The following is a 22,166-nucleotide window of genomic DNA, read 5'->3' as shown; positions in this document are numbered from 1 at the left end:
GACAGCAAAGCAGGTGATGCATGCCGGAACAACCTCGTCGCAGGGTTCCTGGCCTTGCCCCCGCAGCGAGCTTGAGCGCATGCATGAGCCTGTCCCTGGCACCGCCATGAAGGCTCCCCGCTGAACCAGTCTCTCCCTCAGCCCCTGTGCCGCTCGGCCACGCGGTACAGTTGGGTGAGGGAGTAGTCCAGCAGTGACTGGCAGGAGCGCATGTACCGGTGGGCCCTGACGAAGGGCAACCAGACGCGATTGCCCACGAGCACCTGCGCTTCCTCCAGCTTCTTGCGCGGTACCCACTTGCCACCCAGGTTTCTCACCAGCACCTCCCCCAGGTAGGCACCAATGGCGGGCACCGCATGCGCGTCGATTTTCTCCCGCTCGAAGACTCTCGGGAAGTCCTCATGCCAGAATTGGTAGTCCACGTCCGTAAGTGACTCGGGCGTCTCCTTGAAGACGGAGGGCACCTTCGTGTGCATCAGCGCCACGAGGTGCTCGGCGAGGTAGCTGTAGTGCTGGAGAGCGCGCTCCGAGTCCTCCACGTCCGCAGGCAGGGCGGAGTCGGCGGGGCGCCACTCCTCGGGCTCGGGCGGCCGGTACTCGTTGAATTCGGCAATCTTCCGCTGGCGCTCGTGAATGGCGACGCTGTCCACCACGCGCGCGAGGAGCGGTGCCACGTCCGGATGGAAGCGAGGCTCCACGGGGGCAAGCGTGGCGCTGCGCTCGCGCAGGGTGCGCAGCACGGTGTCATAGTCGAGGTCGGCCCGCAGGTGGACGTGGGCACGGGCCTGGGCACGGCGCGCCTCCTCGCTGGCGAAGTCCGCCGCGGTGGGCCGCGTCACCAGGAGGACCGAGCCGTTGGGCAACTCCTCCACCCGGTGGGCCGGTGTGGACAGCATGCGCTCGCGGCCTACTGTTTCCACCAGCTTCGGGCCGAAGACGTTGAGCCAAGACACCTCGTAGACCTTGTCGAAGCCGTCTCTGCGTCGAGTCTCGTCGTCGCGGCCGAAGTCGGGAGCGCCAGACAACTGGTCGTCAGCCTTGCTGTGGGCCGCTGCATGAGTGACTGGATAGCGTGAGGCCCAGGCGCGCACCATCTCCACGAAGTTCCGACAGCGCTCCTCCTCCGCAAAGAAAGAGAGCGGCTTAACCTCGAGCCAGATGCGCAACTCAGGAGGAAGCGGGGGGAAATTGAGCCTGGGCCACATGTACAACGCGGGCCACTTCGTTCGACCGAGTTCAATGGACGCGGTCCTTTCGCCGCGCTTCTCCTCCAGTGCTTTCAGAAAGGAAGCGCGGGAGTACTTCCGTCGTCGCTTGCCTTCAACGACGTCCGGCATCCACCCGCCTGCATACTCCTCGAGTGCCTGGAGGAGGGTTTTCAGCTCACCATCTAGTGCCGCCTGCGGCTCGAAGGCACCTTGGAAAGTGAGCAGAAGGCTGTCTTCCGCCTTCATGTCGTGAACCTGCAACACCTTCATTGGAACAACACCTCCACTCCCGGAACTGCCTCCTTGGTTGCGTCCACTGCTGCCTTCAAGTCGACTACGTCCGTAGGCTTGAGCTTACCGCCCTCATAGACGAGTCGGACCCTTGAAACCGGCACCTTGCTGCCCTCGCCTAAGAGGGGCTGGAGGGAGGGACGGCGGATGTCCAGCGTCTCGCCGTATTTCGACAGGGCCTCCGTCGCGTCCGCAATCATCTGGGCCGCCAGTGCACCGGGCTTCAGCCCCGAGAGGTCGCGGCTCTTGAAGCTGAGCGTCTCGACGCGCGGTGGCCGTCCACCAAGCTCGCCCTCTTCGATGATGAGCACATCCGCGAAGCGCAGGCCGGTACCCGGCTTCGACACGCCCACGTACTTCTCGATACGGGGCTTGATGAAGTCCCCGAGAAAGCGGCGCTGAGCCCGAGGCAGGGCCGCGTCTGCCTCCAGCAACTCCACCATGATGCGCTCGAAGGCCAGCCCCCGAGCGAACCACGCCCGCAGTTGCTCATACGCCTTCCAGGGCAGCGGTCCCTTTTTCGTCTGGCCCTTCTCTATTTCCGCGAGGCGGTTCTCGAAGTAGCTGACGTACTCACCCCAGCGTGGATTGCCTTCGGCTCCGGGTTGCGGAGCGTCGCTGGTGGGACGGTGCTTCTCCAGCACCGCCGGGTCCGCAGGCAGGCGCAGGCCCGTGGACTCCAGTTCCGCTGCCGCCAGCTTGGCTTCCACCACCTCGTGGGAGAGGCCCGACTGCTCATCCACCAGGGAGGCCATGCCCCCGGAAGCCTTGTCGGCACCTGCCCGGCGGGCCTTGTTGGAGGCAGGACGTGTGGCTTCGTCCGCCACGGCGGCCGCTTTGTTGGAGCTCTTCGCCGTCCCACCGCTCGCAGTAGGGGCACGCGCTCTGTCGGGCCTGGCCTGGGACAGCATCGGCCTCGCCTTGGCCACGTTTCCCCGGGCCTCGTACAGGGCAAGGGCCGCGTCCACTCCCCCCACGGCCACGAAGCGGCCCGCCTCCCGGCTGGCCCGAATGTAGCTGACGAGCTGCCTCAGCCCATCCACCCCCAGCAGCAACTCCAACTCGCGCACCACTGCCTTGAGGGCTTGCAACCGCACCTCTACCCCCATCAGCCCTCGGAGCCGTGGCACGCCCACACCCGGTACACCTCGGCCCTCGGAGAGAGCGCGCACCCCCTTGCCGCCCGCGTACAGGCCTACCATCAGCGCCGCGGGCGCCAGCTCCCTCGAGGCCTGCTCGTAGCGGCCGTGGTACAGCGAAGACACTCCATGCCCCGTCCCCGCCGCCAGGTAGTAGAAGCCCAGCGGCACGCCGAACGTCATGGAGTCAAAGGTGCCCAGCGCCACGTGGCCCGGAGAGAAGTGCTCTCGGGTGAGAGCCTGGAACGTCTCGTCGAAGGCCTCCTGGTAGGGCGGTGGCAGGTCGGCTCGCGCGCCGAACACTCTGGTACCGTTGGCTCCATCCGCACCGGGAATCGTGGCGCCCACGTCGTCGACAGCGCGGCCCAGGCCCCGCACCACGTCGCTGAGTTGCTCCTCCCGGTCCGGGTAGTCCGAGAGCTGGAAGCCCCGCCTCTCCAACGCCTCGCGCACCGCCTCCATGTGCCCCAGCGTCTGTTCCAGTTGCTTGTCCTTGGACAGCAGCACCAACAGCTCGCGCACCTCGTCATCAAAGGCCGTGTCGAACAGGAAGAGGGTGAGCACCTGGGCGTAGGCCCCGTACCTCTGGGTGGCGGAGACGAGGAATGAGAAGCGCTTGCGCTGGAGCACCTGCGCGGCCGGAGCCTCCATGGGCCCCAGCGCGCCGAGCCTCACGGCGGACCAGTCCTCCAACGCATCCACCAGCCGGGGCATGTCCACCCTGTCCTGCAAGGTGAGGAATTCCGCGGGCGAGGTGCACATGAGGAAGGGCTCGAGCAGTTCCCCATCCCACCAGGTGGAGTAGTCCGGCCAGCCCTCCGGCACGGCCTGCCCCCCGCATGTGGGCGGGCCTTGTGGGGCTGTCCCCCCTCTGGCCACCTCGCTCGGGCTCGCCTCATCCGCGCTCCCCTTGGCCACCTCAGGGCCCAGCCCACGGGCACCTCGGCGCCGGTGCAGCCTCTCCTCCTCGTCCGGCGCGCTGGAAGCGCTCCGCTCCTGCTCTCCCGGCTCCGTGGAGGCGAAAGCCGAAGGCGTCTCGAGTTGGGCACTCCCGGCAGCTGTCGCTCGCAAGGCCGACATGGCGCGCGGGCCTTGGGCACCGCTCCCCACTTGCGGCGACACCAGCGTGACGCAGCCGCTGGTGAGCACGGCCACCCCCACCAGCAGCAGCACCGCCCACCTGTACACCAGAGGCTCAGCGCGCATTGTCTACCCCCAGCCCCACCGAGGCGTAGGCCCCCGGCCGGAGTGTCCCTACCTCCTCTGGAAACAGCTGCGTCCCTCCCGTGCCCAGCGCGTACAGGCGCCCCCCGAGAAAGCGCCACCGCATCTCCGCCGCTGCAAGGTAGCGCACCCCAGGCTGTCCCAGGCCCACCGCCAGCCCCTTCACGGCCACCTCCACGTTGCGGCCCCACACCTGCACCGCCACGCGCCCGTCCACGTCCAAGCGGCCCCAGGTGAAGGCCTCCGCGCCCAGCGACAGCTGCAAGTGCCGTTGCAGCCCGCCGTAGTGCACGGCATCCCAGCCAACCACCGCCTCGCCGTAGACAGAGAAGCTGTCCGGAAAGGACGCCTCGGCCAGAGGCACGCCCTCGGGGCCCGCGGCCCGGAAGCGTGCCAGCTCGTAGTCTGGGCCGAAGAAGCCTTGTCGGAAGCCGCCGTGCTGCCGGCGCACCTCCAGCCGCAACTTCGTGTCCAGCGTACTCGTCACCGCGTCCGCTCCCACTCCCGCCACCAGGCCCCACGCGCCGCCCACTCCCGGCCGCCCGCCCCAGCCGGCCAGCAGGTGCGCCTCAAAGCCCCGGCGCACCACCACCACCGCTGTCCCGTCCAGGTGCGCCAGCGTCACCGGCGGTGACTTACCCCCGGCCCTGCCCCACTCATGCACCGCCGACAGTGCCAGGGTGTAGCGCCCCCGCTGCCTCGGCGGGCCGGTGAAGACGTGCGCCACATCCAACTCGGCTTGCGCCCCCATGAGGCGCGCGCCCAGTACGTCCGAGGCGAAGGCCTCCACATACAAGGGGCCCACGGCACCCGTGAGGGAGGCTCCCGCCGGGTGGTAGTCCGGGTTGGCCCGGTTGGAGTAGCGCCGCACCAGGTGCCCTGAAGCAAGGCTGTAGCTGTCCAGCGCTCCCACCCACAGCCCCACCGGGGACTTGTCCGAGCCCAGCTTCAGGGCGTGCACCAGCTGCCCCCAGTCCGACAGACTGTCCCAGTCCTCCTCGCGCACCCACCCTGCGCTCGCCTCGCCGCCCCACAGCCGCAACCTCACGGGAGCGCCCACGTTGACTCCAAACTCCTCGCCTCCGTCCACCAGCAGCATCGGGCTCAGCTGCGCATAGCCCACCTGCTCTCCCGCGCCTCCTCGTGCCTGCAGCACCAGCGTGCTCGTCTCCAGGCGGATGAGGTACTCCCACCCTCTTCCCTCGCGCGTTGCTGCGGGCGGTGTTTCCACTCCCAGCTCGGCTTCGGCCGGAGTGGCCAGGGGCTCCGCCCCTTCGACCGGCCCGTCCACTCCTGGGGCTTGTGTCACCAGCAGAAGCACCATTCCCCACACGGATGTCATGGGGTGTACCTCGCCTTCTGGTGCGTACCCTCCGAAGAATCAGCCCTTCCCTGTCTCGCCACGGCCTCATGGACTCTCGAGAGCACGTACACTCCTCTCGGCGGTGGGGCGACCCGACACCTCGTGCAACCGCCGTGACTCGCCAGCGTAGGCTTCCTCTCTGTCATGGGGCCCGAGGGCATGGGAGTGCTCCACCCAGCGTACCCACTTCCTCTGGTGCGACAAAGGCCCACCGGGCAACGGTGAGCCAGGGCGAGAGCCGCTACGGTAGCCTCGAGCCGCAGATCAAGATCCGCCTCCCGAAGGGGACCAGCCATCGCCTCGTGAGCGCCGCGCTCCACAAGCTCGCCGCCGACGTCGAACTGGCCACGCCCGAGCGCGAGCGGTGGGTGGTGCAGACCGAGAGCTTCTACGACGCCCGCGGCCGCGTGTACCTCGAGCTCTCCGACGCGACGCCGGCCGAGGCCGAACGCGGGATGGCGCTCCTCAAGAAACTGGTGGGCTGAAGCTCGCGGGACCCAATCGAACGCCCCGGTTGACCAACGCGTGCGGTAGGATGCGCTGATGTCGACGCCGACCATCGCCGACGAAATCGAGCGCTACGTTCGCACCGGCGACGCCGACATGGACGCCTGGGCATGGCCCGGTGACTTCATGGAACGCGGCCGCCGCCAGCACGCCGACCTTCGTGGCGCGCTTGTCGAGGAGGTCCGTCGGCTCGCGAAGGGGCGCTCCCACGAGCCGGTGCCCGCAAACGTCGGCGTCGAGTTCACGCGCGCCAAGGTCGAACCGATGGTGCGCGGGCTCTTCGCGCGCGCCGAGCAGGACATCGTGCTCGCGACGTTCGAGAAGTCCGTCGTCTATGTCACGAGCGACACCATCGAGCCGATCATCCTGAATCACAGGTGGGAGCGCTCCGCGTGGGACCTCGCGAACCTGTTCCTCCTCAGTGTCGGCGCGAAGCTGCTCGGCAAGAAGGCCGCGCGCATCGTCGGGATGAGCGAGGAGACGACCTGCTACGTCTCGCCGGAGTACTTCGCCGAGGACGATCCGTTCGCCGACTTCATCGTCCACGAGGCCGCGCACATCTTCCACAACTGCAAGCGACGGACGATCGGGCTCCGCGAGACGCGCAGGAAGGAGTGGCTGCTCGACATCGAGTTCGGGCAGCGCGAGACGTTCGCCTACTCGTGCGAGGCCTACGCCCGCATCTCGGCGCGCGCGAAGAGCCCCGCCGAGCGCCGGGCGCTGGCGGCCGAGTACGGCTCGAAGCGGCGGATCTCGGAGGAGCGCGTGGACCCGGCCGAGGTGGCGAGCATCATCGCGGAGGCGGCGAGCGTGCGGAACGGCTGGAAGGCGATCCTGGCGCGGTGCGCGCCGACCAGGAAGCCGCGCTCGGCGCTGCAGCTCCCGCGCGAGATGATCGCCGCCCGGGACCGCGCCGGCCGCATGTGACGCGCTGCTGCGAATAGCCGCTTTTGCGTCAAAGCAGCTATTCGAAGTCCGAGGCCGAGCGACGGCGCTTCCCGCCGTTCACGTGCGTCGAAGCAACGGCCCACTTCTCCATCTTCGCGTTGTAGGTGCGGGCGTTCATGCCAAGCAGCGCGGCTGCCTTGGCGCCGCTGCCGCCGACCGCGTGAGCCGCCACAAGCAGCCGTCGCTCCCACTCATCGACGGCCGCCGGTCCAGGGAGAACTGTTCCGGCGTCGCGCACCTCGCGGAGATAGTCCTCGCAGCGGGCGACCGTGGGCAGTTCGTCGACGAGCGTGGTCGCAGGGCCGGCCCCCTGCTCCGCGTCCGCGCGCTCGTCCTTGCGGAGGCGCTCGAGCTCAGTGCGCACGAGTTCCTCCTTCAACGAGAGGAAGCGGCCTCGCGCGAGCCCGCCGACGAGCAGACGCCGAGCAAGCTTCTCGAGATCGCGGAAGTTGCCTGCGAGCCGCATGGCGCTGATGGCCCGCTCGATGCGAGCGTGGTGGGGCTGGAACTCCGCGACGAGATCGTCGACGCGCGCTGCGCCAGTCCCTCGGCCGATCGCGCGCGCTGGGTCGCGCTGCACAAGTTCCTCACACGCGCGCCGCACCACGGACTTCCAGATGTCCCCGAGGTCCTCGCGGCAGTCGCGAAGCTCCGGCAACTCGATCACCAGGTCCGAGATGCGATCGAGGAAGTCGGGGGTCAGCTTTTCGCGCAGGACGTTGCGCGGTTGGTTTGTCGCGGCGACCAACCGGAACTTCGCCGGGATCGGCTCTTCGCCGCCGAGTCGACGGAAACTCCCGTTGCGCTGGAGCGCGACGAGGAGCAGTCCCTGCGCCTGCGGGTCCATCCAGTGGATCTCGTCGAGAAACACACAGTCATCGGCCGCCTTCTCGAAGAGGCCAGCTTCATCCTTGAACGCCTGACTGTGGACGCCCTTCACGTGCCCGAACAGCGCGCTCCTCAGCATGTTCGCGTCACCGCGGAACTCCGCGCAGTTGAGCTTGAAGTGCCACTCGGACTCGGATGGAGACTGCACGAGCGACTCGCGGAACCCCCTGCGAAGCCGCTCGGCGACCTCGGTCTTGCCGGTCCCTCGCGCGCCGATGATGAGCACCGGGAAGGGGACGCCTCCGTACTGGCTCACGAGCGCAGCTACCTCGCGGAGGCGAGGTGAACGCGCGTGCTCGAGACTCCACGCAGCGGGTCGCGTGCTCGCGTCGTTGATCTCCGTGGGCGTCGCCGCCAGTTCGGCGAGCAGGTTCCATGGGACCTCGCGGACTACATCGTTTGGGTCGCGACGCTTGTCACGAGGGGTTCCTTGGAAGGCCCGCACGTTGTCACCAGCGAGCCGCGCCTGCAGGGCGAGGAGCATCACCGTCTGCGCAGCCGGCGTGCCAGGGCTCAGGTTCACGACCAGGTCCGCTCGCGGGTTCTCTCGCCGGATGTCGGCGAGGGCCCTTGCGGTGAACACGAACAGCTCTCGATGGTCGGTGGGTGGAGCGTCCGTGTCCCACCACACGATGCTCACCTCCGGTGCCCCCTTCTGCTGCTCGAGCTCGGTGACCAACGCCTCGACGACGTCGGACTCCCGAGGATCCACACGCCGTTCGCCTGGCTCGGGACTCCGAGGACGACGCACGAGCAGGTAGTGCTTCTTGACGCGGCCGGCGACAGGCGATGCGGCGTTGAAGAGGAACTCGAGCGTCGGGCCCCGGGTCTTCTCGCCGTCCCGCTCGCGGTACCTGCCGTCCTTCTCTCGCTCGTAGGGGTCGTTGTTGAACGACACCCACGACACACCGATCGTCGTCATCGGCGCCGTCCTTTCGATCTTCTACGTTGTTGCGGTTGTTGCTGTGGCGGTCGGCCTTGCGAGGGCGGTGGTGGCGGCGCAGCGACCACGTGAAGCACGGTGGTCGCGAGCCATCCCTTGCTCCGGCTCCCCATGAGCCCCTCGACGCGCCGGGTCCGCACAACGTCGATCCGTCGGCTCGCCTCGTCGACGCGGATGTCGAAGAGCATCTCGTCTCCGCACCTCAGTACGAGGGCGCCCTGCACTTCGAGCAGTTCGACAGGGTTCCGGGAGAGCACCTGCGCGGCAGCGGCTTTCTGCGCACCGGCGGGCAGCTTCACGGTCCACTCGCCGGCCAGGGCAGGCGGCTGGCCTGCGTCCACGAGCTCGCGCACCGTGGGCGTGTTCAAGGCGAAGTGCGTCGCCCGCCGCATGACGTCTCCCGTCCAGCCCACCACCGCCGACGCGACGCCGGCGTCCTCGACGAGTACGCCGACCTCGATGCCGTTGTCCCAACCGTGCCGGGCCTCGAGATTTCCCGTCCACAAGAGCGCAGCCTGGCCGTCCGCGACGATCGATTTGGTGTGCGTGCGGCGATGCCCGTAGAGCCGCACCCGCTCCGGTGCGAGCCCGACCAGCCACGCCAGGGACGCTCTCTGCGCATCGATGTGGTTCCGAGGCTGGACGAGCAGGTCGAGCCGAACATTCCTCGCCAGTGCTCGCGCCAGAGCAGCCCCAATTGGATGCTCCTCCACTCCCATGAAGCTGTACGTCGCGATGGCGAGATGATCCTTGGCGCGATCGATGACCTCGATGGCCGCATCGCGAAGCGACGCCTCCTGGCTGCGGAGGGTCGTTACCGGTCGTAGTGCGTCGGCGCCTGCCAGCGCCCGCCACTCGAGTGCGCGCGCGCTGGTGAGCGAGCGAACGTCGAGCCTAGCGCCGGGCGTTGATTCGAGCGTCGAGAGGTACTGCCAGACGTGCGCGAAGAGGCGCCCGAGTTCCCGAGCGGCCTGTGAATCGAGGACTATAAGTCCGTCCTCGGGGTTCGACTCGTAGGCCTCCTGCGTCGCGTTGGCAGAGGTGACGATCGCGCATGCATCGTCGACCACGCAGAACTTCGCATGGCAGTCCTCGGCGCTCCGCAGCCACACGCCCGCGTGTGCGAGGCGCTGCAGATGGTCCTCGTGACGCTTCGCGCGGTCTTGGAGTTTGGCTGTGTTGGCATCGACGTCGGAGTTCGGCTCGAGCACCTCTGCGCGCAGGTGCTTCCCGAGCGCGGTGAGAACGTAGACACCGCCGTGAAGGCGCTCCGCAGCCTCGCAAAGCGCGCGCACGATCTCCTCGTCGACAAAGAGGAAGCTGCAGAACAGGACCTTCTGCTTCGCCTCGGCGATCTGCTCCACCAGCGCTCGCCGGATGTGCGCCGTTCGGGTCAGGTCGTCGGTCGAAACGTGGAGGACGTCTCGACGCCGCGTGTCGTGGAGGCGATGCGGAGCCGGTTGCGCAGCGGGCGCAGGAACGAAGACCACGCCCTTCACACGCTGCTCGCCGAGGTAAACCCTCGTCGCGTCGCTCGCGCTCGCGGGCGTCTCCCGCTGGGCCGTCATCTCGTCGTTCATCGGGCAGGCTCCATGGGCTCATACGGGGCAACAAGGTCGCGATGGCGTCGACGCATGCAGAGAGCAGCGCGGAGCTCGGCTCTCACCCACAGGTTGATCGCGGCCTCGTCGGCCGAGGGAAGTCCGGGGTTCTCGCCCCAGTACGAGATCAGGTTCGTCGCGACCTCCGCGCAGGTGCCATCGAAGTCGCGTCGGAGGTTGGCGTCGCGTCGACGAAGGAAGTCGTAGAAGGCTGCGCGCCCCGCATGGATGTCGGTGGGCGATGCGTGCGCGCGAACGCCGACCCACCAGCCTGGGGCCAGCGCCGGAAGGAACGTGTCGGCGGGGCGGTCCGCTTCGCCGAGCAGGCTCGGCAAGAGAGTCTCATCGCAGCGGAGATCGAAGGCGCCGTCGCCACGAAGCCCTGCTTGAGTCGGAAGCGCTCCATCGCCCTCGATGACGCTCAGGAGCGACGTGAGCGAGCGCAGGTCCTCGTGAAGGAAGCAGGCGGCGTCGATGTGCGGGCAGTCCTGCGTTTGATCCTGCTGGCGCAAGTACGCACGCCAAGTGAGCCCGTCCGCGTCGGACGAGGGGAACGCAGCAAGGACCAACAGCGCCATCTGCGCCTCGCGCCCCTTGTTGCTCCGGCGCTCCATCTGCCGGACCTCCCACTGAGCGCCGGGCACGATGCCGACGAACTGACCCGAGAACCCGCGTATGTTCGCCTCGATGCCGCAGGCTCCGAGCCGCTCGCTCGGGGGCAGCGCGAACGTCGCGTCGAGCACCTGGAACGCGCCGGGAACGCGCTCGGGCTCGAGCGCGTTCGGCCGCCGATGCTGCGTGTGTCGCTGGCGCTTCTCATCGACCACGCCCAGGAAGAGGAGCGGCTCGGCCAGGAAGAGCAGGCGTGCGGGCCGCACGCGACGCTGTGCAACTGCGCCTCGCTCAAGCGCCTGCGCGCCACCGGTGCTGAGTCGGCACACCGGGGTACTGGATGCGCGAGACTCGCGTAGCTTGCGCGCAGCCGTTTGCACGCGGCTTGGCGGCGCGACGGCTTCGACGGGATGCGCCGTCGAACCGCCGAAGAGGCGACGGAAGAAGCCACCGATGCCGGAGTCCTCCGCGGGCTTCGCCGCCTGTACGTGCTCGTCGGCGCGTTCTTCGATCAGCCCTTCGTCGAGCAGGCGGCGCACGAGCCCCTCGGACACAGCCTCGCCGAGCCCGAGGTACGCATCTACATCAGCCGGCGACAGCTCGCCGAGGGCGCGGGCCAACGCGAGCGCAGCCCAGTTGCTCGACGGAAGCTTCGCTTCCTCAGCGAACTCAAGCGCCGCGAACTCGACCTCGAAGAGCGGCACCTCACGCGTGAGCACGACGGTCGGCAGTCCCGGCGCACCTGCGTCCCCGAGCGAGGCGGCGATGGTCTTCAGCTCGGGCGCCTTCACGATCGACCTCCCAGCGCGCGTCCCCACTTCTTCTTTTGCTCGCTGGTCTCGTACAGCCGGACCAGCAGGTCCCCGGGCCGCCTGCGGCGACCGTCGCCTTGCCCTGCGAGCGTCGTCGAGTCGCCGATGACGATGCGCTTGTGCCGAGCGCGAGTGACCGCGACGTTCAGGCGGTTGAGATTGTCAACGTGCCCCCGACGGCCCTTCGGGTTGCTGCGCGTCGTGCAGAGGATGATGAGATCCTTCTCTCGCCCCTGGAACCTGTCGACGATGCTCACGTGGATGTCGATGGGGGCGCCGTTCGCAGCAGGGCTCTTCCATCGCCGGCGCCACGGGTCGGTGCCGCTCGCGAGCCTACGAAAGATGGCATCGCGCAGTTGGAGCGCCTGCTTCAGATAGAAGGACGTAACGCCGATCTCGAACGGTGCGTCGGCGCCGCGACCGCGCTCGCGAGGATCGCCGCGCCAGCTCTGGACGGCCCACGTCGCGCAGGCCTCCACAAGCTCCTCTGCGACGTCGACCTCGAGGGGGTTGATGTAGTCGCCGCCCGACCAGTCTCGGTCTCGAGGGTGCTCGTAGCGGCGCGCGGCGGGCGCATACGCAGTGTCGATCCAGATGGCTGGAGCTTCGAGGCTCGGGATGTCGAGACCGAGCTTCGCGGTCTCCGGCGCCGAAGGATAGTCGCCGCCGTACACCAGCTCCGACGAGAACGATGCCAGGGCCGGCGCCATTCGGTGCTGGAAGTTCAAGCGCACGGCCCGGCTCTCAGGGAGGCGCGTGAGGTGCTCGAACACGCTCGGGAGCGCGAGCGCCTGCAGTTCGAGGAGCTCGGCGCCGAGACGAAGTACCATCGCTCGTTTCGTCGCCCCCGCATCGCCGCTGGAGCGGGATGCCGCGCGAGAGGCCTCGCGCCACTTGTCGGGGTCGGCTCCTAGCGCCACGAGCTCGTCGAACGTCGGGTCGTCGATCTCGAACCGGTGGGTCAGCTCGTCGACGAGGTCACGCCATGCGTCCGCGACCCGCTTCGGTTCTGGGTGCATGCGGTTGTCGAAGTGCTGCCGGAGCCGCGTGCTGAGTTCGCGCACCCAACTCGCATCAGGCTCCTCGACACCGGCGCGCTTTACCCGCTCCGAGACGACCGCCTCCAACTCGCCAAGGTCGACGTACGGCGCGAGCTGCCGATGGTCCCCGACCAAGATCCACTTCCGCGCGCGCGCGGCGGGCACGAGGAAGTCGGTGATGGTCGCCTTGCTGGCCTCATCCAGAATCATCACGTCGAAGACGACCTCGACCTCACGGAACTCGCGCGCCATCGCGATGCCGATGGGCGTCGCGCACACGAGGTTCGCGTTGAGGAGGAGCAGCGTGCCGGCCTCCTCGTCATTGGCGATGCGCCCAGCCCACTCACGTTGAACGGCCACGACAGGATCATCCGACGGCGCCTCAGTGGTGGCCGCACGGAGGTCCTTCGCGAGATGGCGGGTCAGATCTCGGCTCCGGTGCTGGAGGAGGAACCGATGGGCCTGCTCCTCGACGTTGTCCGGTGAGCCAAGGCGAATCGCCGTGACGCCGGATCGATCTCCAACGCGCTCGAGAACGTTGTCGAGCGCGACGTGCGTCGGCGCGACAAGGAGAACGCGCTGGCCACGCTTCACGAGTTCCTCGACGATGCCGCAGATGACGGTCGTCTTCCCCGTGCCGGGCGGGCCGTGGATGAGCGCGATCTCCGGCGTGTTCAGAGCCAGGTCCTTCGCCTGCTGCTGACGAGCAGTCTGTTCGTCGGCGGGCGCGTTCTCGGAGCGAGGCAGGTCTTGCAGCGACTCGGGGTGGGTCAGAGCAGCGAGAAGACGCCCATGCGCCTCGTCGGTACCCATCGCGATCATGTCGAGTGCCTCGCGCATGCGCCGGAGGGAGTCATCACCGGGCCGAACCTTCAGCTCTCCCTGCTCGAGCAGCTCGCCGCGCTCGTCGTCACCGTCCATCGTGAGGACGTCGCCGTCGTCGGAGACGTCGAGGATCGGCAGCGTGCGAACCTGGTCGGGTCCCGTGAGGATCTGAAGCAGCGTCCCGGGCCGCGTGAACGCTCGGGGCCACGCATCAGCGTCGAGCGTGCGGAGTCGAACCGGAGCGCGTTCGACGAGCTTGTACTTCGCACGCGGCGTCGAGGAGACGGCATGGTTTCGGAGCGCCTCGAGGTATCGACGCACGCCGGTGATGAAGTCGCGGTCGTCGTTCGCCTGACGCTCGACCTCTCGCTGATCGACGCGTACGCGCACCCGCGTCTGGGACGCGACCAATGTGCACATGCCCTTCGTGTCGAAACTGGCGTCGGCGCCGTCGCCGAAGGACGCGACCAACAGCCTGGCGCACGGTGCACGGCGAGGCTTGAGCACGCCCAGAACGAGGAGGCCGCTCCCGTCGCGGGCCGGTACGCAGCGCAGCGACCAGCGAGCCGTCGAGAGGAGGACCGAGAAGCCCTGCGAGGGGAGGTCGCCCTCGCTGCAGCGAGCGAGCACGTCGGGCTCGTCACCCAGCTCCGGCCAACGCCATCGCCCCTCGGCACCGCGAACCTCGAGCCACGTCCAGACGTGGGAGGCGCTCATGGCGTCGATGAGACCGGCGCGCGCGAGGCCAGGGTCGACCTCCGCGATCTGCTCATCCGCGCGTTGCGTGAAGATCAGCGGCACCGGTCGGGTGACCCGGATGGTCCCGGACAGCCCGAGGCGCGTCTGGCCTGCGATGCGAGGCAACGGGATGCCGAGGCGCTCGGCGAGCAGGGCGATGCGTTGGACGAGCATGTCAGGCGGCCCTCCTGGAACGCCGACGCGGGCGCATATGGCTCTTGCGGCGAACGAACCGCCACGCGTCGTTTCTCCGATAGCAGGTGACCAGGGAGCCGTCGTCGCCAGCGACGACGATCCAGCCTTCGGCTCGAACCGCTTCCTCGCTGTCCTGCAGGTCGACGGGCAGGTCGCGCCGGACCAGCGTGATGTGCGTCGCGCCGGCGGCGCGTATCTCGGTCCCCCACGTCATCAGGAACTCCTCGACGTCTGAGCGAAGTGCGCGTTCGGCAGCGCGGGCCTTGTAGTGCTGCGTCGGTCGACGATCGGTTTCGTAGGCGAGCATGGCGAACCTCCGCAGCCGCCCATCTCAAGGACGGTGCCAGCCAGCGAAATCGCCGAAATTCCGCCACTTGGCGCGCTCGCGAAGGTCACGTCGGCATTTTACTGCTGATATGTGGGCAAAAACATGCCGATTGAGCAACCAGGCGGAGAATTGCTGATGCACCAGCACAAACCGGCGCATCGCAGCCGCAGTCGTTCGCGTTCCGCCAGCAATATCAACAGGTTGCAGCACACCAGGCGCTCGGCACGGAGCATGCGAAGTGGCTCGTCGGCTGCGATGGAGCAGTCCCCCGAGAGGAGTCACCCGCCATGCCGACGAACAGCAAGACCACCGCTTTGACGACGAACCAGAAGGTCCACGGCATCGTTCACACCGCCGCTACCGCCGCCGCCGCCGTCGGTGCGGGCCTCGCGCAGATCCCCGGCTCGGATGCGCCGGTCCTCGCGGGCCTCCAGACGACGATGATCATCGCCATCGCCCACGAGCATGGTGCGGCGATCACCAAGGCCGCCGCCGCCGACCTTCTGCTGACGTTCACCGCGACGCACGTCGGGCGCGGCATCAGCCAGTGGCTCGTCGGATGGGTGCCGGGCTGGGGCAACGCGATCAACGCATCGACGGCTGCTGCGCTGACGGAGGCGGTCGGCTGGGCGGCGGACGCGTACTTCGGCGAGGAACGGGCTGCGGCCTGAGGGGAGGACACCATGAGCAAGCACAAGGCAAAGATCGCGGGTTTGGTTGCGGGCGGCGGAACGGGCGCGAGCCTCGTTGGCGCGACGGCGGCGCTGTCGGGCCCCGCCGCGAACCTCGGGGGCTACGCGGTGGCGCAGATGCTCGCGGGCTCGGTCGGCCTCGGCGGGCCTGCGCTGTCGGTGGGCATCGCCGCCGTCGGCGGTCCGGTCGTGGCAGGCGCGGCCGTCACTGCCGGCGTCGGGTACGGCGCGTACCGAGTCGCCAGGTCGATCTTCGGATGAAGGAGAACGAGCACATGCAGAAGAACGAGCTGACGAAGCACGCGGAAGAGGCGCTGCAGCATGTACCCGAGGAGCACCGTCGTCGCGGAATCTCGGCGGGCGTCGGCGCCACCATCGGGGGCGTGGTGGATTCGGTCCTCGGTGGTCCCATCGGTGCGGCGGTCGGAGCGTCTATCGGGGGCGCCGTCGAGGGCGCCGTTGGCGAGAAGTCCGGGAAGGGAGGCGCGCGATGAGCAGCCTCGCGCGCTGGTGGGACCGGCGGTCCGATGGCGAGAAGCTTGCCCTGGGCATCGCTGGCGGCATCGCGGTCGTCGCGACCGGAGGTGCGTTGGCCTGCGCCATCGCAACCGAGGGTCTCATCGTCGCGAGCGGCGGGACCCTGGTCGTCGTCGGGAAGGCCGCGACTTCGATGCTGCGCGGAAGGGCGTAGTAGGGTTGGCGAATGAAGCTCGGCGTCTACACCGGCTCGCTCGTCGACCCAGCCATCGGTGCGCATGCCGTCGTCAACGCCTCCAACCCGAGCGTCGCCCTCGGAATCGGCGTCTCGGGCGCGCTCCGCGAGGCCTGCGGCGGTGCCGCCTTCCAGCAGGAGCTTCGCGAGCGGCTCGAGGAGGACTTCGACGCGGAGCTCGAGCCGGACGACTGCCTGGTTACGTCAGCGGGCACCAGCACCGCCTTCCGCTGGGTGCTGCATGTGCCGGCAGTCGACTATCGGAAGCGAGACCCGGAGACCGGAGTCCTCTCGGGCCCGCGCCGCATTGGTTCCTGCGTGCGCGCATTCCTCGATGCGGCCGCATCGCTCGCCACCGAGAACGACCTCTCGGGGCAGTTCATCCTGGCGACGCCGCTCCTCGGAGCCGGCGCCGGTGGCCTGGGGCCGGTTGCTTCGGTGGACGCCATGATGGGCGCCGTCCACGAGCACCTTCGGGCCAGGTCGCCGGAGCAGCGCGACGCCCTCGCAAAGCTCGTCTTCGTCGTCCTCCGGCCGGAGGACGCTCGCGTCGTTGAGGGCGGCGCCGCCAAGCACGGCTTCCCCCTCGAACGGGAGGCACGGTGACCGGGGCCGCGACGCACGGACCCCGCGTTCCTCGCGGGACAGTGCGAATCGGCGAGAGGGTCCCGGCTCGCGTCGCCGAACCACCTAGATTCGCAGGCGTTCGCATTTCCGGGACGGTGCGAGCGGAGCGAACCCGTCCCGCCGAGAGCGCCGCGAACGGGTTGGCGAACAGCGACGAATGCGGAGCAATAAAGAAGGCCCTGCCTTAACCCGGCAGGGCCTTTTTGCTTTTCGCGGGCCTTGCGAAAACCAGCGGCGCCCTCGCATCCCGTGCCGGGAAGCGGATCCGCCTGAGGCATCCCGCACCCATCCGCAGCGAATCACGACGCATCTCATGGCCAGTTAGCAGCAAGCTCACCGACTGCAACACCCAATTGGAGGCTCCTTCAATTGAGCTCACGCAAGCGAGATGCATCAGCCAAAGACGAGACTGAGTGGAAGCACTTCGAGATGTTCCGGCAGAAGCTAGCTGACTTCCCAATGGGACAAGTGCAGAAGGTGCCTCCGCCTGCTGCTGACTTCCGAGTGGATACCCCTCAGGGAGCTCTCGGAATTGAGCTTGCTCGGATTATCGACGGTCCACTTCGCGAACAGGAAGTCCTGAGGGAGATGGCAGTTGAGGCTGGCCGCCTTGAGTATATGCGGCGAGGGCGGCCCAACGTTGAAGTGCATTTTCTTTGGCTCAACTCTCCCAACAAGGGGGCTGAGTGCAGGCCGTTAGGACTGCGCTTCGCCAACCTCGTTGAAGCACACATTCCACCGGACACAGGCAACGTTGAATCCATTGAACTGACGTGGCTCGAACTGCGTTCAGCAGACCTCAGCCGTTTGGTTCATTCGATTCGCATCATCCGATTCCCCAATGTTCCCTTGATGTGGGCATCTTCCGAGGGAGGATGGTTCGATGCACGGGCTGATGTCGTCAATGGCGTAGTTGCACAGAAGACCCTGAAGCTTCCAGAGTATCGCCGCAGTTGCCCACAGGTATGGCTTCTGTTGGTTGCTGATGGCGAAGGAATCTCGGGATTTGTCGACCACGAAGACGTTGCAGCCCTGGAAGTAGAGTCAAGCTTCGACCGGGTCTACTTCCTCGATTTCTGGAGCGCTCATCTCCACCAACTTCGTGCGTCGCGGCCGGCAGACAAATAGCCCCAACCAATTATCAGGACCAGAGTAACGAAGGAGTACGAGGCAACATCATCCTGCGTCGGCCGTATCCGCATGCAGTGATCCTCCGTCAGCAGTAGGCATCGAGAGCGCGGCCGGTGACAATCCCACAAGGAGGGTCGGCGTCAACCGTGAACGTGGTGGTGGACGCAGGCCCAGAGCGACCACAAGTCCTCTGCACCTCCAGCGGACGATGTCGCGAAGGTTGCTTTGTGCAACAGGGTCAACTGGACTCCCGGGCACGTAGCCTCCAGGCCGAAGCCCTCTTTGACCTACCGAAGAGAGCCCGGCAGCGTTTAACCGCGAGCCGAGGCGGACCTGGTCCAGGACTCCTTCGAGCGTGCCCTGCGCAGCACGGCCGTGGCCCCACCCTACCGAGGAGCACTGCCGCGTCTGGCTCCCTTCCATCCTCAAGAATCTGTTCGTGGACCGCTATCACGCCTGCGGGTCCAGGCACGGCGCGAGGAGCCGGTTGAGTCCCAGGTCGAGAAGTCCTGCATGGCTGCCGAGCCCGGCCTCGAGCCGACCTGGGCGTCCATCACCCGCGCCCAGTTCCACAGGGCGCTCGGTGGGCTGAAAGGGGGGATTCCACCGCCGCGCGTACGAACTGCATGAGTTGGAGGGACTGCCCCACGAGGAGATCCCCTATCAACTCCAAATCGCGCGACCCACCGTTGGCACGCGCCCTGTCCGCGCCCGTCAGAGGTTGCGAACGGTGCTGGCGCCATGCGTGTCAGTGGAGGATGGGCTGCTTCGCCAGGAGAGCAAGGATATGCCATGATGCGGGTCTCGCAATTGGGGACACGCAACATGCTATCGCTTCGCCAAGGGCTGACCATCGCCGACCAATACCGACTCCTCAATATCCTTGGCAGTGGGGGCATGGGCGAGATCTGGGCCGCCTACGATGAAGCCAACAAGCGCGGCGTGGCCATCAAGTTCATGCAGACGCGCCCGTTCATGGAGCGCGACAAGCACTCCCTGCGGTTCCAGCGCGAGGCCCAACTCCTCGCCGACATCAGCCATCCCCACATCGTCCGATTCCTCGACTTCGGCTGGATGGAGGGTATCCCCTATCTCGTAATGGAATTGCTCGTGGGCGAAGACCTCGCCTCCCGACTCTCCCGTACGCGAAGACTGGCGGCCTCAGAGGTCGTCACTCTGGCCAGGGGAATCGCGTCCGCGCTTGAGCGACTTCACAACACAGGCGTCATCCACCGCGATATCAAGCCAGGGAACATCTACTTCGCGGCCAATGGCACCATCGAGACCGTGAAGGTGCTCGACTTTGGGGTGGCGAAACTCGTCCAGGGTGATGATGAGGCCACCTTGGAATCCGCTCCCATCACGCAGGAGATCATCGGGACGCCGCTGTACATGGCCCCCGAACGGATTCGAGGTGAGGTAGTAGACCGCCGCAGCGACATCTGGTCGCTGGCCGTCGTCCTCTTCGAGGCGAGCCTGGGGTGGAGACCGTTCGGGGACAACACCTCGGACTACCTGAAGCAGCTTTACGATGCCTCGCAGGCTGCGGGGTTCATCGGCGTTACCCTGCCGCGGGAACTCTTCGAGTTCTTTCAACGCGCGCTCGCATTCGAGCCCGATGAGCGATTCCAGAGCGCCCGCGAGTTGTGTGACGCGTTCCTTCCCCTGGAGAAATCCCTCTCGCTGCTGTCGTCTGCTTCGTCCCCATCGATCCAGCCACAGGGCCACTCGGCAAACCTCGTCGCGCTCGCACCGAAGGACACGAAAAGCGTCTCGCCGCGGACGGAATCGTTCCTGAAGTCCCAGCCCATTGAGGCAGCGATGGGCCCATGGGTCGGACTGACGGAGCGCCTTCCGCCGAAGCTAGCGGGACACGCGGTGCCCATCGCCTTGTTCTTCGACAAGTTGTTCACGGGCTTCCAGTGGATGACCCCCAACGTCATCAAGCTCGAAGGGGCACACTTCCCGCGGAGCGACGCCCAGCCCTTCTTCGCGGTCTTCGCGACGGGAGAGGATCACCGCCTCGCCACGCAGGCCTTCAGCGGCTATGTGGACCCGCTCGAGCATCATCTCACAGTACTCCAGTCCGTCGCGCGCAAGGTCGTCATCGCCATCGTGGACGCGACCGAACTGGGTGGCGGGGTTAGAAGCCGGATCTTCGATTTGCAGAAGAACTTCGGAGCCATCGTCCTGCCAGTCCACGTGGGGGAACTGGTCGATGCGCTCCGGGACAGCACGCCCTACGACTTCCTGCTGGACCGCTTGACGGACTTCCACACGCCGCCGGACGTCTTCTCCCGGACCGAGCGCACGGTCGATCGCACGCGGATGTTCGGCATGAGCGCCCAGGTGAATGAGCTGACTCGCCTGCTACAGCATGGCAACCCCTTCGTGCTTCTCACGGGGCTGCCTGGCGCCGGGAAAACATCGCTCCTGGAGATGGTGCGCGACGGACTAAGCAACACCCGGTTCGTCCGGGTGCGCTGCATCGAGTTGGTGGACAGGAAGGTCGAAACCGTCGCCGGTGCCGTGATGAAGGCATTGACCAATAGGGCCCGGGAGGAACCCGCGGCCGGTGCGGACCTCCATCAGCGGCTCTCACAAGCCTTCCTCCACGCCGTCAGGCGGGCACAACGCAAGGCGGAGCGGCTCGTCCTGGTCCTCGATGACGCAGACTTCTGCATCGCAGCCTTCACGGAGGCGGGGATCTCGGAACAGGAACGGAGGGATGCACGAGTGTTCTGGGCGTCGCTCGCCGAGCAAACCCGCACCGGGAACTGCGCGGTGGTCGTGACGAGTCTGGCTGGCAGTCTGCTGTCCAGCACGGTGATTGACGGTTGGGCCAACCCCCTGGCCAACCAGGCTCGAGTGGTGCGTGTAGGGCCGCTGGAAGCGGGCGACATCCGCAAACTCTGTGCAGAGCTAGGACGGCAGATCAACGTCACCTTCAGCGCCTGGGCACTCGCCCGCATCGTGGGGCTCTCCGCCGGCAATGTCTCCGTCGTCCGTAGCCTGTGTGGCACGGCCGTGCGGTCGCGGCGACAGGCTGACTCCGCGAACATGCTCCAGTCCGTACATGTGGGGTACGCGGACGTACAACGTGCGGCGCAACAGCTTATCCACACGGGCGATGACTTTCGCAGCAGCCTCCTGCCATGGCTCGGGCCGATTGAGCGCAAGCTGATGGAGCTGGTGGCGAGCCAACGCCCCAGGACTCCCGCGGCGCTCCGACACTCCTTCTCGGATTCCCCCGAGCAGTGCGACGCAGCGTTCGCCCGGCTGCGACACATGGGGCTCATCGACTATCGGGATGGCCGCTTGGCGCTCACCATCCCATTGCTCGCAATGTGGGTCCGCCACAACTTCGAGCCCACCGCGCCGGAAGCCCAAAGACGATTGAACCGGAGGATTGGCATCATCTCGCTCGGGGCCACCGTGAGCCTTGTGCTCTTTGGCGGCTACTACCTCTCATCACAACCGGGTGAGGTGAAGTGGAAGAGTTCGAAGTGTCAGGGCCAGATTTTCTACCAGAGCCGAGCCATCCCCGGGCAGGAGGAGCCCCTGTTCCTCTCCCGGGAGTGCGCCACACCGGACGACACCGAACCTGTGCACCTCGTGGCCAGCATGGGCACCTTTGCCCGGCTGGGTAAGGCCGACACCTTGATGATTCTCCAGGGGCCGGGCCGGCCGGAATCCATCCCCGTCGATTGGCGGCGTCTGGAATTGCCGGTGACATTCGGGGATGTTGGGCGAAACCACTTCGAGTTGGAGCTTCAGGTGGCGCAGAAGGGCGTGGCGACGCTCGTCATCAGAAAGGATTGGATGGCCGAACTCCCCGAGTACATGAAGGCACTACTCGCCTTAGTGGGAGCAATCCCTGCCCTGCTCGGGCTCGTCATCTCCTTCCACCAAGAGGTCGTCTCCAGCGTGCGGAGGTTGTTCCCAGACGCTCGAGCCAAGACGGCGCCACAGCCGCCTCCCTCTGGCTAGAAGAGAAGCGCCCATCCAGTGTCCCACTCCGGCTCAGACATGAAGCGGGCGACGACAAGCGGATCTCGGCCTACGCAGTGCCGCAAGAGCCCCCACCGGATTGCCGCGAGCTTGTCTGGCTCGCGCCACTCATGTGCGTGAGTATCAGCGGGTTCGAATCCGACAGGGGTGATATCGCTGCGCGAGCGGCGGCAGCGGCTACCTAGCACGGGAGGAGTCGGAGTCGGAGTCGGAGCCGGAGCCGGAGCCGGAGCCGGAGCCGGAGCAGTCGAGATGATCTGAAGTTGCCCCGGTTTCGTGCCTCTCCCGCACTTTGTGTGATGCTCCTCGGAGGAGTAAGCAGACGCGGCAG

17 protein-coding genes and 1 pseudogene are annotated in these 22,166 nt (G+C 67.1%); 10 read left to right on the top strand and 8 right to left on the bottom strand.

Annotated features, from left to right (window positions below):
* Window positions 1–137: 137 nt before the first annotated feature.
* The 3 genes from KYK13_RS09530 to KYK13_RS09520 all read right to left on the bottom strand — a co-directional run bounded on the left by KYK13_RS09530 (window position 138) and on the right by KYK13_RS09520 (window position 5,204).
* A complete protein-coding gene (locus tag KYK13_RS09530; RefSeq protein ID WP_223643759.1) occupies window positions 138–1,478 on the bottom strand; it encodes a hypothetical protein in 1,341 nt (446 codons plus the stop codon).
* The gene (locus KYK13_RS09525) at window positions 1,475–3,463 is read right to left on the bottom strand and encodes a hypothetical protein (protein ID WP_223643758.1); all 1,989 of its coding nucleotides are present in this window, start codon (window positions 3,461–3,463) and stop codon (window positions 1,475–1,477) included. The genes KYK13_RS09530 and KYK13_RS09525 overlap by 4 nt, the downstream gene beginning before the upstream one ends.
* 370 nt (window positions 3,464–3,833) lie before the next feature.
* Window positions 3,834–5,204, bottom strand: coding sequence for a hypothetical protein (locus KYK13_RS09520; protein WP_223643757.1), 1,371 nt, complete (start codon window positions 5,202–5,204; stop codon window positions 3,834–3,836).
* 242 nt (window positions 5,205–5,446) lie between these two features.
* Between KYK13_RS09520 and KYK13_RS09515 the strand changes: the two genes are divergently transcribed.
* Together KYK13_RS09515 and KYK13_RS09510 are read left to right on the top strand one after the other, a co-directional pair.
* Entirely contained in the window at window positions 5,447–5,710 is a 264-nt protein-coding gene (locus KYK13_RS09515; RefSeq protein ID WP_223643756.1) for a hypothetical protein, read from the top strand.
* Window positions 5,711–5,768: 58 nt separating this feature from the next.
* Window positions 5,769–6,659, top strand: coding sequence for a hypothetical protein (locus KYK13_RS09510; RefSeq protein ID WP_223643755.1), 891 nt, complete (start codon window positions 5,769–5,771; stop codon window positions 6,657–6,659).
* Between the two features lie 37 nt (window positions 6,660–6,696).
* On the opposite strand, the gene KYK13_RS09505 is transcribed toward KYK13_RS09510, so the two are convergent.
* The 5 genes from KYK13_RS09505 to KYK13_RS09485 are packed head-to-tail and all read right to left on the bottom strand — an operon-like array spanning window position 6,697 to window position 14,641.
* The gene (locus KYK13_RS09505) at window positions 6,697–8,490 is read right to left on the bottom strand and encodes a sigma 54-interacting transcriptional regulator (RefSeq protein ID WP_223643754.1); all 1,794 of its coding nucleotides are present in this window, start codon (window positions 8,488–8,490) and stop codon (window positions 6,697–6,699) included.
* Window positions 8,487–10,091, bottom strand: a complete 1,605-nt coding sequence (locus KYK13_RS09500; protein WP_223643753.1) for a phosphatidylserine/phosphatidylglycerophosphate/cardiolipin synthase family protein — start codon at window positions 10,089–10,091, stop codon at window positions 8,487–8,489. Before KYK13_RS09500 ends, KYK13_RS09505 begins: the two co-directional genes overlap by 4 nt.
* Window positions 10,088–11,515, bottom strand: a complete 1,428-nt coding sequence (locus KYK13_RS09495) for a hypothetical protein (RefSeq protein WP_223643752.1) — start codon at window positions 11,513–11,515, stop codon at window positions 10,088–10,090. Before KYK13_RS09495 ends, KYK13_RS09500 begins: the two co-directional genes overlap by 4 nt.
* Entirely contained in the window at window positions 11,512–14,313 is a 2,802-nt protein-coding gene (locus KYK13_RS09490) for an AAA domain-containing protein (RefSeq protein ID WP_223643751.1), read from the bottom strand. The genes KYK13_RS09495 and KYK13_RS09490 overlap by 4 nt, the downstream gene beginning before the upstream one ends.
* Window position 14,314: 1 nt before the next feature.
* Window positions 14,315–14,641 carry a hypothetical protein gene (locus KYK13_RS09485; RefSeq protein WP_223643750.1) on the bottom strand — a complete coding sequence of 109 codons (327 nt, stop codon included), beginning with the start codon at window positions 14,639–14,641 and terminating at the stop codon, window positions 14,315–14,317.
* Window positions 14,642–14,949: 308 nt separating this feature from the next.
* Here KYK13_RS09485 and KYK13_RS09480 point away from each other — a divergent pair, with 308 nt between their 5' ends.
* From KYK13_RS09480 to KYK13_RS09450, 8 genes and pseudogenes are all read left to right on the top strand, one after another.
* Complete coding sequence (locus KYK13_RS09480) at window positions 14,950–15,333, top strand: hypothetical protein (RefSeq protein ID WP_223643749.1); 384 nt, start codon at window positions 14,950–14,952, stop codon at window positions 15,331–15,333.
* 12 nt (window positions 15,334–15,345) lie between these two features.
* Entirely contained in the window at window positions 15,346–15,615 is a 270-nt protein-coding gene (locus KYK13_RS09475) for a hypothetical protein (protein WP_223643748.1), read from the top strand.
* A gap of 14 nt (window positions 15,616–15,629) precedes the next feature.
* Complete coding sequence (locus KYK13_RS09470; protein WP_223643747.1) at window positions 15,630–15,848, top strand: hypothetical protein; 219 nt, start codon at window positions 15,630–15,632, stop codon at window positions 15,846–15,848.
* Window positions 15,845–16,045 carry a hypothetical protein gene (locus KYK13_RS09465; protein WP_223643746.1) on the top strand — a complete coding sequence of 67 codons (201 nt, stop codon included), beginning with the start codon at window positions 15,845–15,847 and terminating at the stop codon, window positions 16,043–16,045. The genes KYK13_RS09470 and KYK13_RS09465 overlap by 4 nt, the downstream gene beginning before the upstream one ends.
* 12 nt (window positions 16,046–16,057) lie before the next feature.
* The gene (locus KYK13_RS09460; RefSeq protein WP_223643745.1) at window positions 16,058–16,672 is read left to right on the top strand and encodes a macro domain-containing protein; all 615 of its coding nucleotides are present in this window, start codon (window positions 16,058–16,060) and stop codon (window positions 16,670–16,672) included.
* Window positions 16,673–17,062: 390 nt separating this feature from the next.
* Window positions 17,063–17,821 carry a hypothetical protein gene (locus KYK13_RS09455; protein ID WP_223643744.1) on the top strand — a complete coding sequence of 253 codons (759 nt, stop codon included), beginning with the start codon at window positions 17,063–17,065 and terminating at the stop codon, window positions 17,819–17,821.
* A 622-nt stretch (window positions 17,822–18,443) separates the two neighbouring features.
* Window positions 18,444–18,620 (top strand): annotated as a pseudogene (locus tag KYK13_RS39265) (hypothetical protein); the annotation flags it as partial.
* Window positions 18,617–21,814: a serine/threonine-protein kinase gene (locus KYK13_RS09450; RefSeq protein WP_223643743.1), complete on the top strand. Its 3,198-nt coding sequence runs from the start codon at window positions 18,617–18,619 to the stop codon at window positions 21,812–21,814. The pseudogene KYK13_RS39265 and the gene KYK13_RS09450, both read left to right, overlap by 4 nt.
* Window positions 21,815–22,166: the final 352 nt, after the last annotated feature.

Origin of the sequence: Corallococcus sp. EGB, from assembly GCF_019968905.1 — a bacterium.
Taxonomy (GTDB): Bacteria; Myxococcota; Myxococcia; order Myxococcales; family Myxococcaceae; genus Corallococcus.
This window is presented reverse-complemented; position numbering and strand designations above follow the sequence as displayed.

What these genes read in the sequence shown, in the direction of transcription:
- KYK13_RS09485 (WP_223643750.1), bottom strand. Translation starts at nt 14,641, where the DNA reads ATGCTCGCCTACGAAACCGATCGTCGACCGACGCAGCACTACAAGGCC.
- KYK13_RS09500 (WP_223643753.1), bottom strand. Translation starts at nt 10,091, where the DNA reads ATGAACGACGAGATGACGGCCCAGCGGGAGACGCCCGCGAGCGCGAGC.
- KYK13_RS09465 (WP_223643746.1), top strand. Translation starts at nt 15,845, where the DNA reads ATGAGCAGCCTCGCGCGCTGGTGGGACCGGCGGTCCGATGGCGAGAAG.
- KYK13_RS09460 (WP_223643745.1), top strand. Translation starts at nt 16,058, where the DNA reads ATGAAGCTCGGCGTCTACACCGGCTCGCTCGTCGACCCAGCCATCGGT.
- KYK13_RS09530 (WP_223643759.1), bottom strand. Translation starts at nt 1,478, where the DNA reads ATGAAGGTGTTGCAGGTTCACGACATGAAGGCGGAAGACAGCCTTCTG.
- KYK13_RS09520 (WP_223643757.1), bottom strand. Translation starts at nt 5,204, where the DNA reads ATGACATCCGTGTGGGGAATGGTGCTTCTGCTGGTGACACAAGCCCCA.
- KYK13_RS09480 (WP_223643749.1), top strand. Translation starts at nt 14,950, where the DNA reads ATGCCGACGAACAGCAAGACCACCGCTTTGACGACGAACCAGAAGGTC.
- KYK13_RS09470 (WP_223643747.1), top strand. Translation starts at nt 15,630, where the DNA reads ATGCAGAAGAACGAGCTGACGAAGCACGCGGAAGAGGCGCTGCAGCAT.
- KYK13_RS09475 (WP_223643748.1), top strand. Translation starts at nt 15,346, where the DNA reads ATGAGCAAGCACAAGGCAAAGATCGCGGGTTTGGTTGCGGGCGGCGGA.
- KYK13_RS09505 (WP_223643754.1), bottom strand. Translation starts at nt 8,490, where the DNA reads ATGACGACGATCGGTGTGTCGTGGGTGTCGTTCAACAACGACCCCTAC.
- KYK13_RS09490 (WP_223643751.1), bottom strand. Translation starts at nt 14,313, where the DNA reads ATGCTCGTCCAACGCATCGCCCTGCTCGCCGAGCGCCTCGGCATCCCG.
- KYK13_RS09510 (WP_223643755.1), top strand. Translation starts at nt 5,769, where the DNA reads ATGTCGACGCCGACCATCGCCGACGAAATCGAGCGCTACGTTCGCACC.
- KYK13_RS09450 (WP_223643743.1), top strand. Translation starts at nt 18,617, where the DNA reads ATGATGCGGGTCTCGCAATTGGGGACACGCAACATGCTATCGCTTCGC.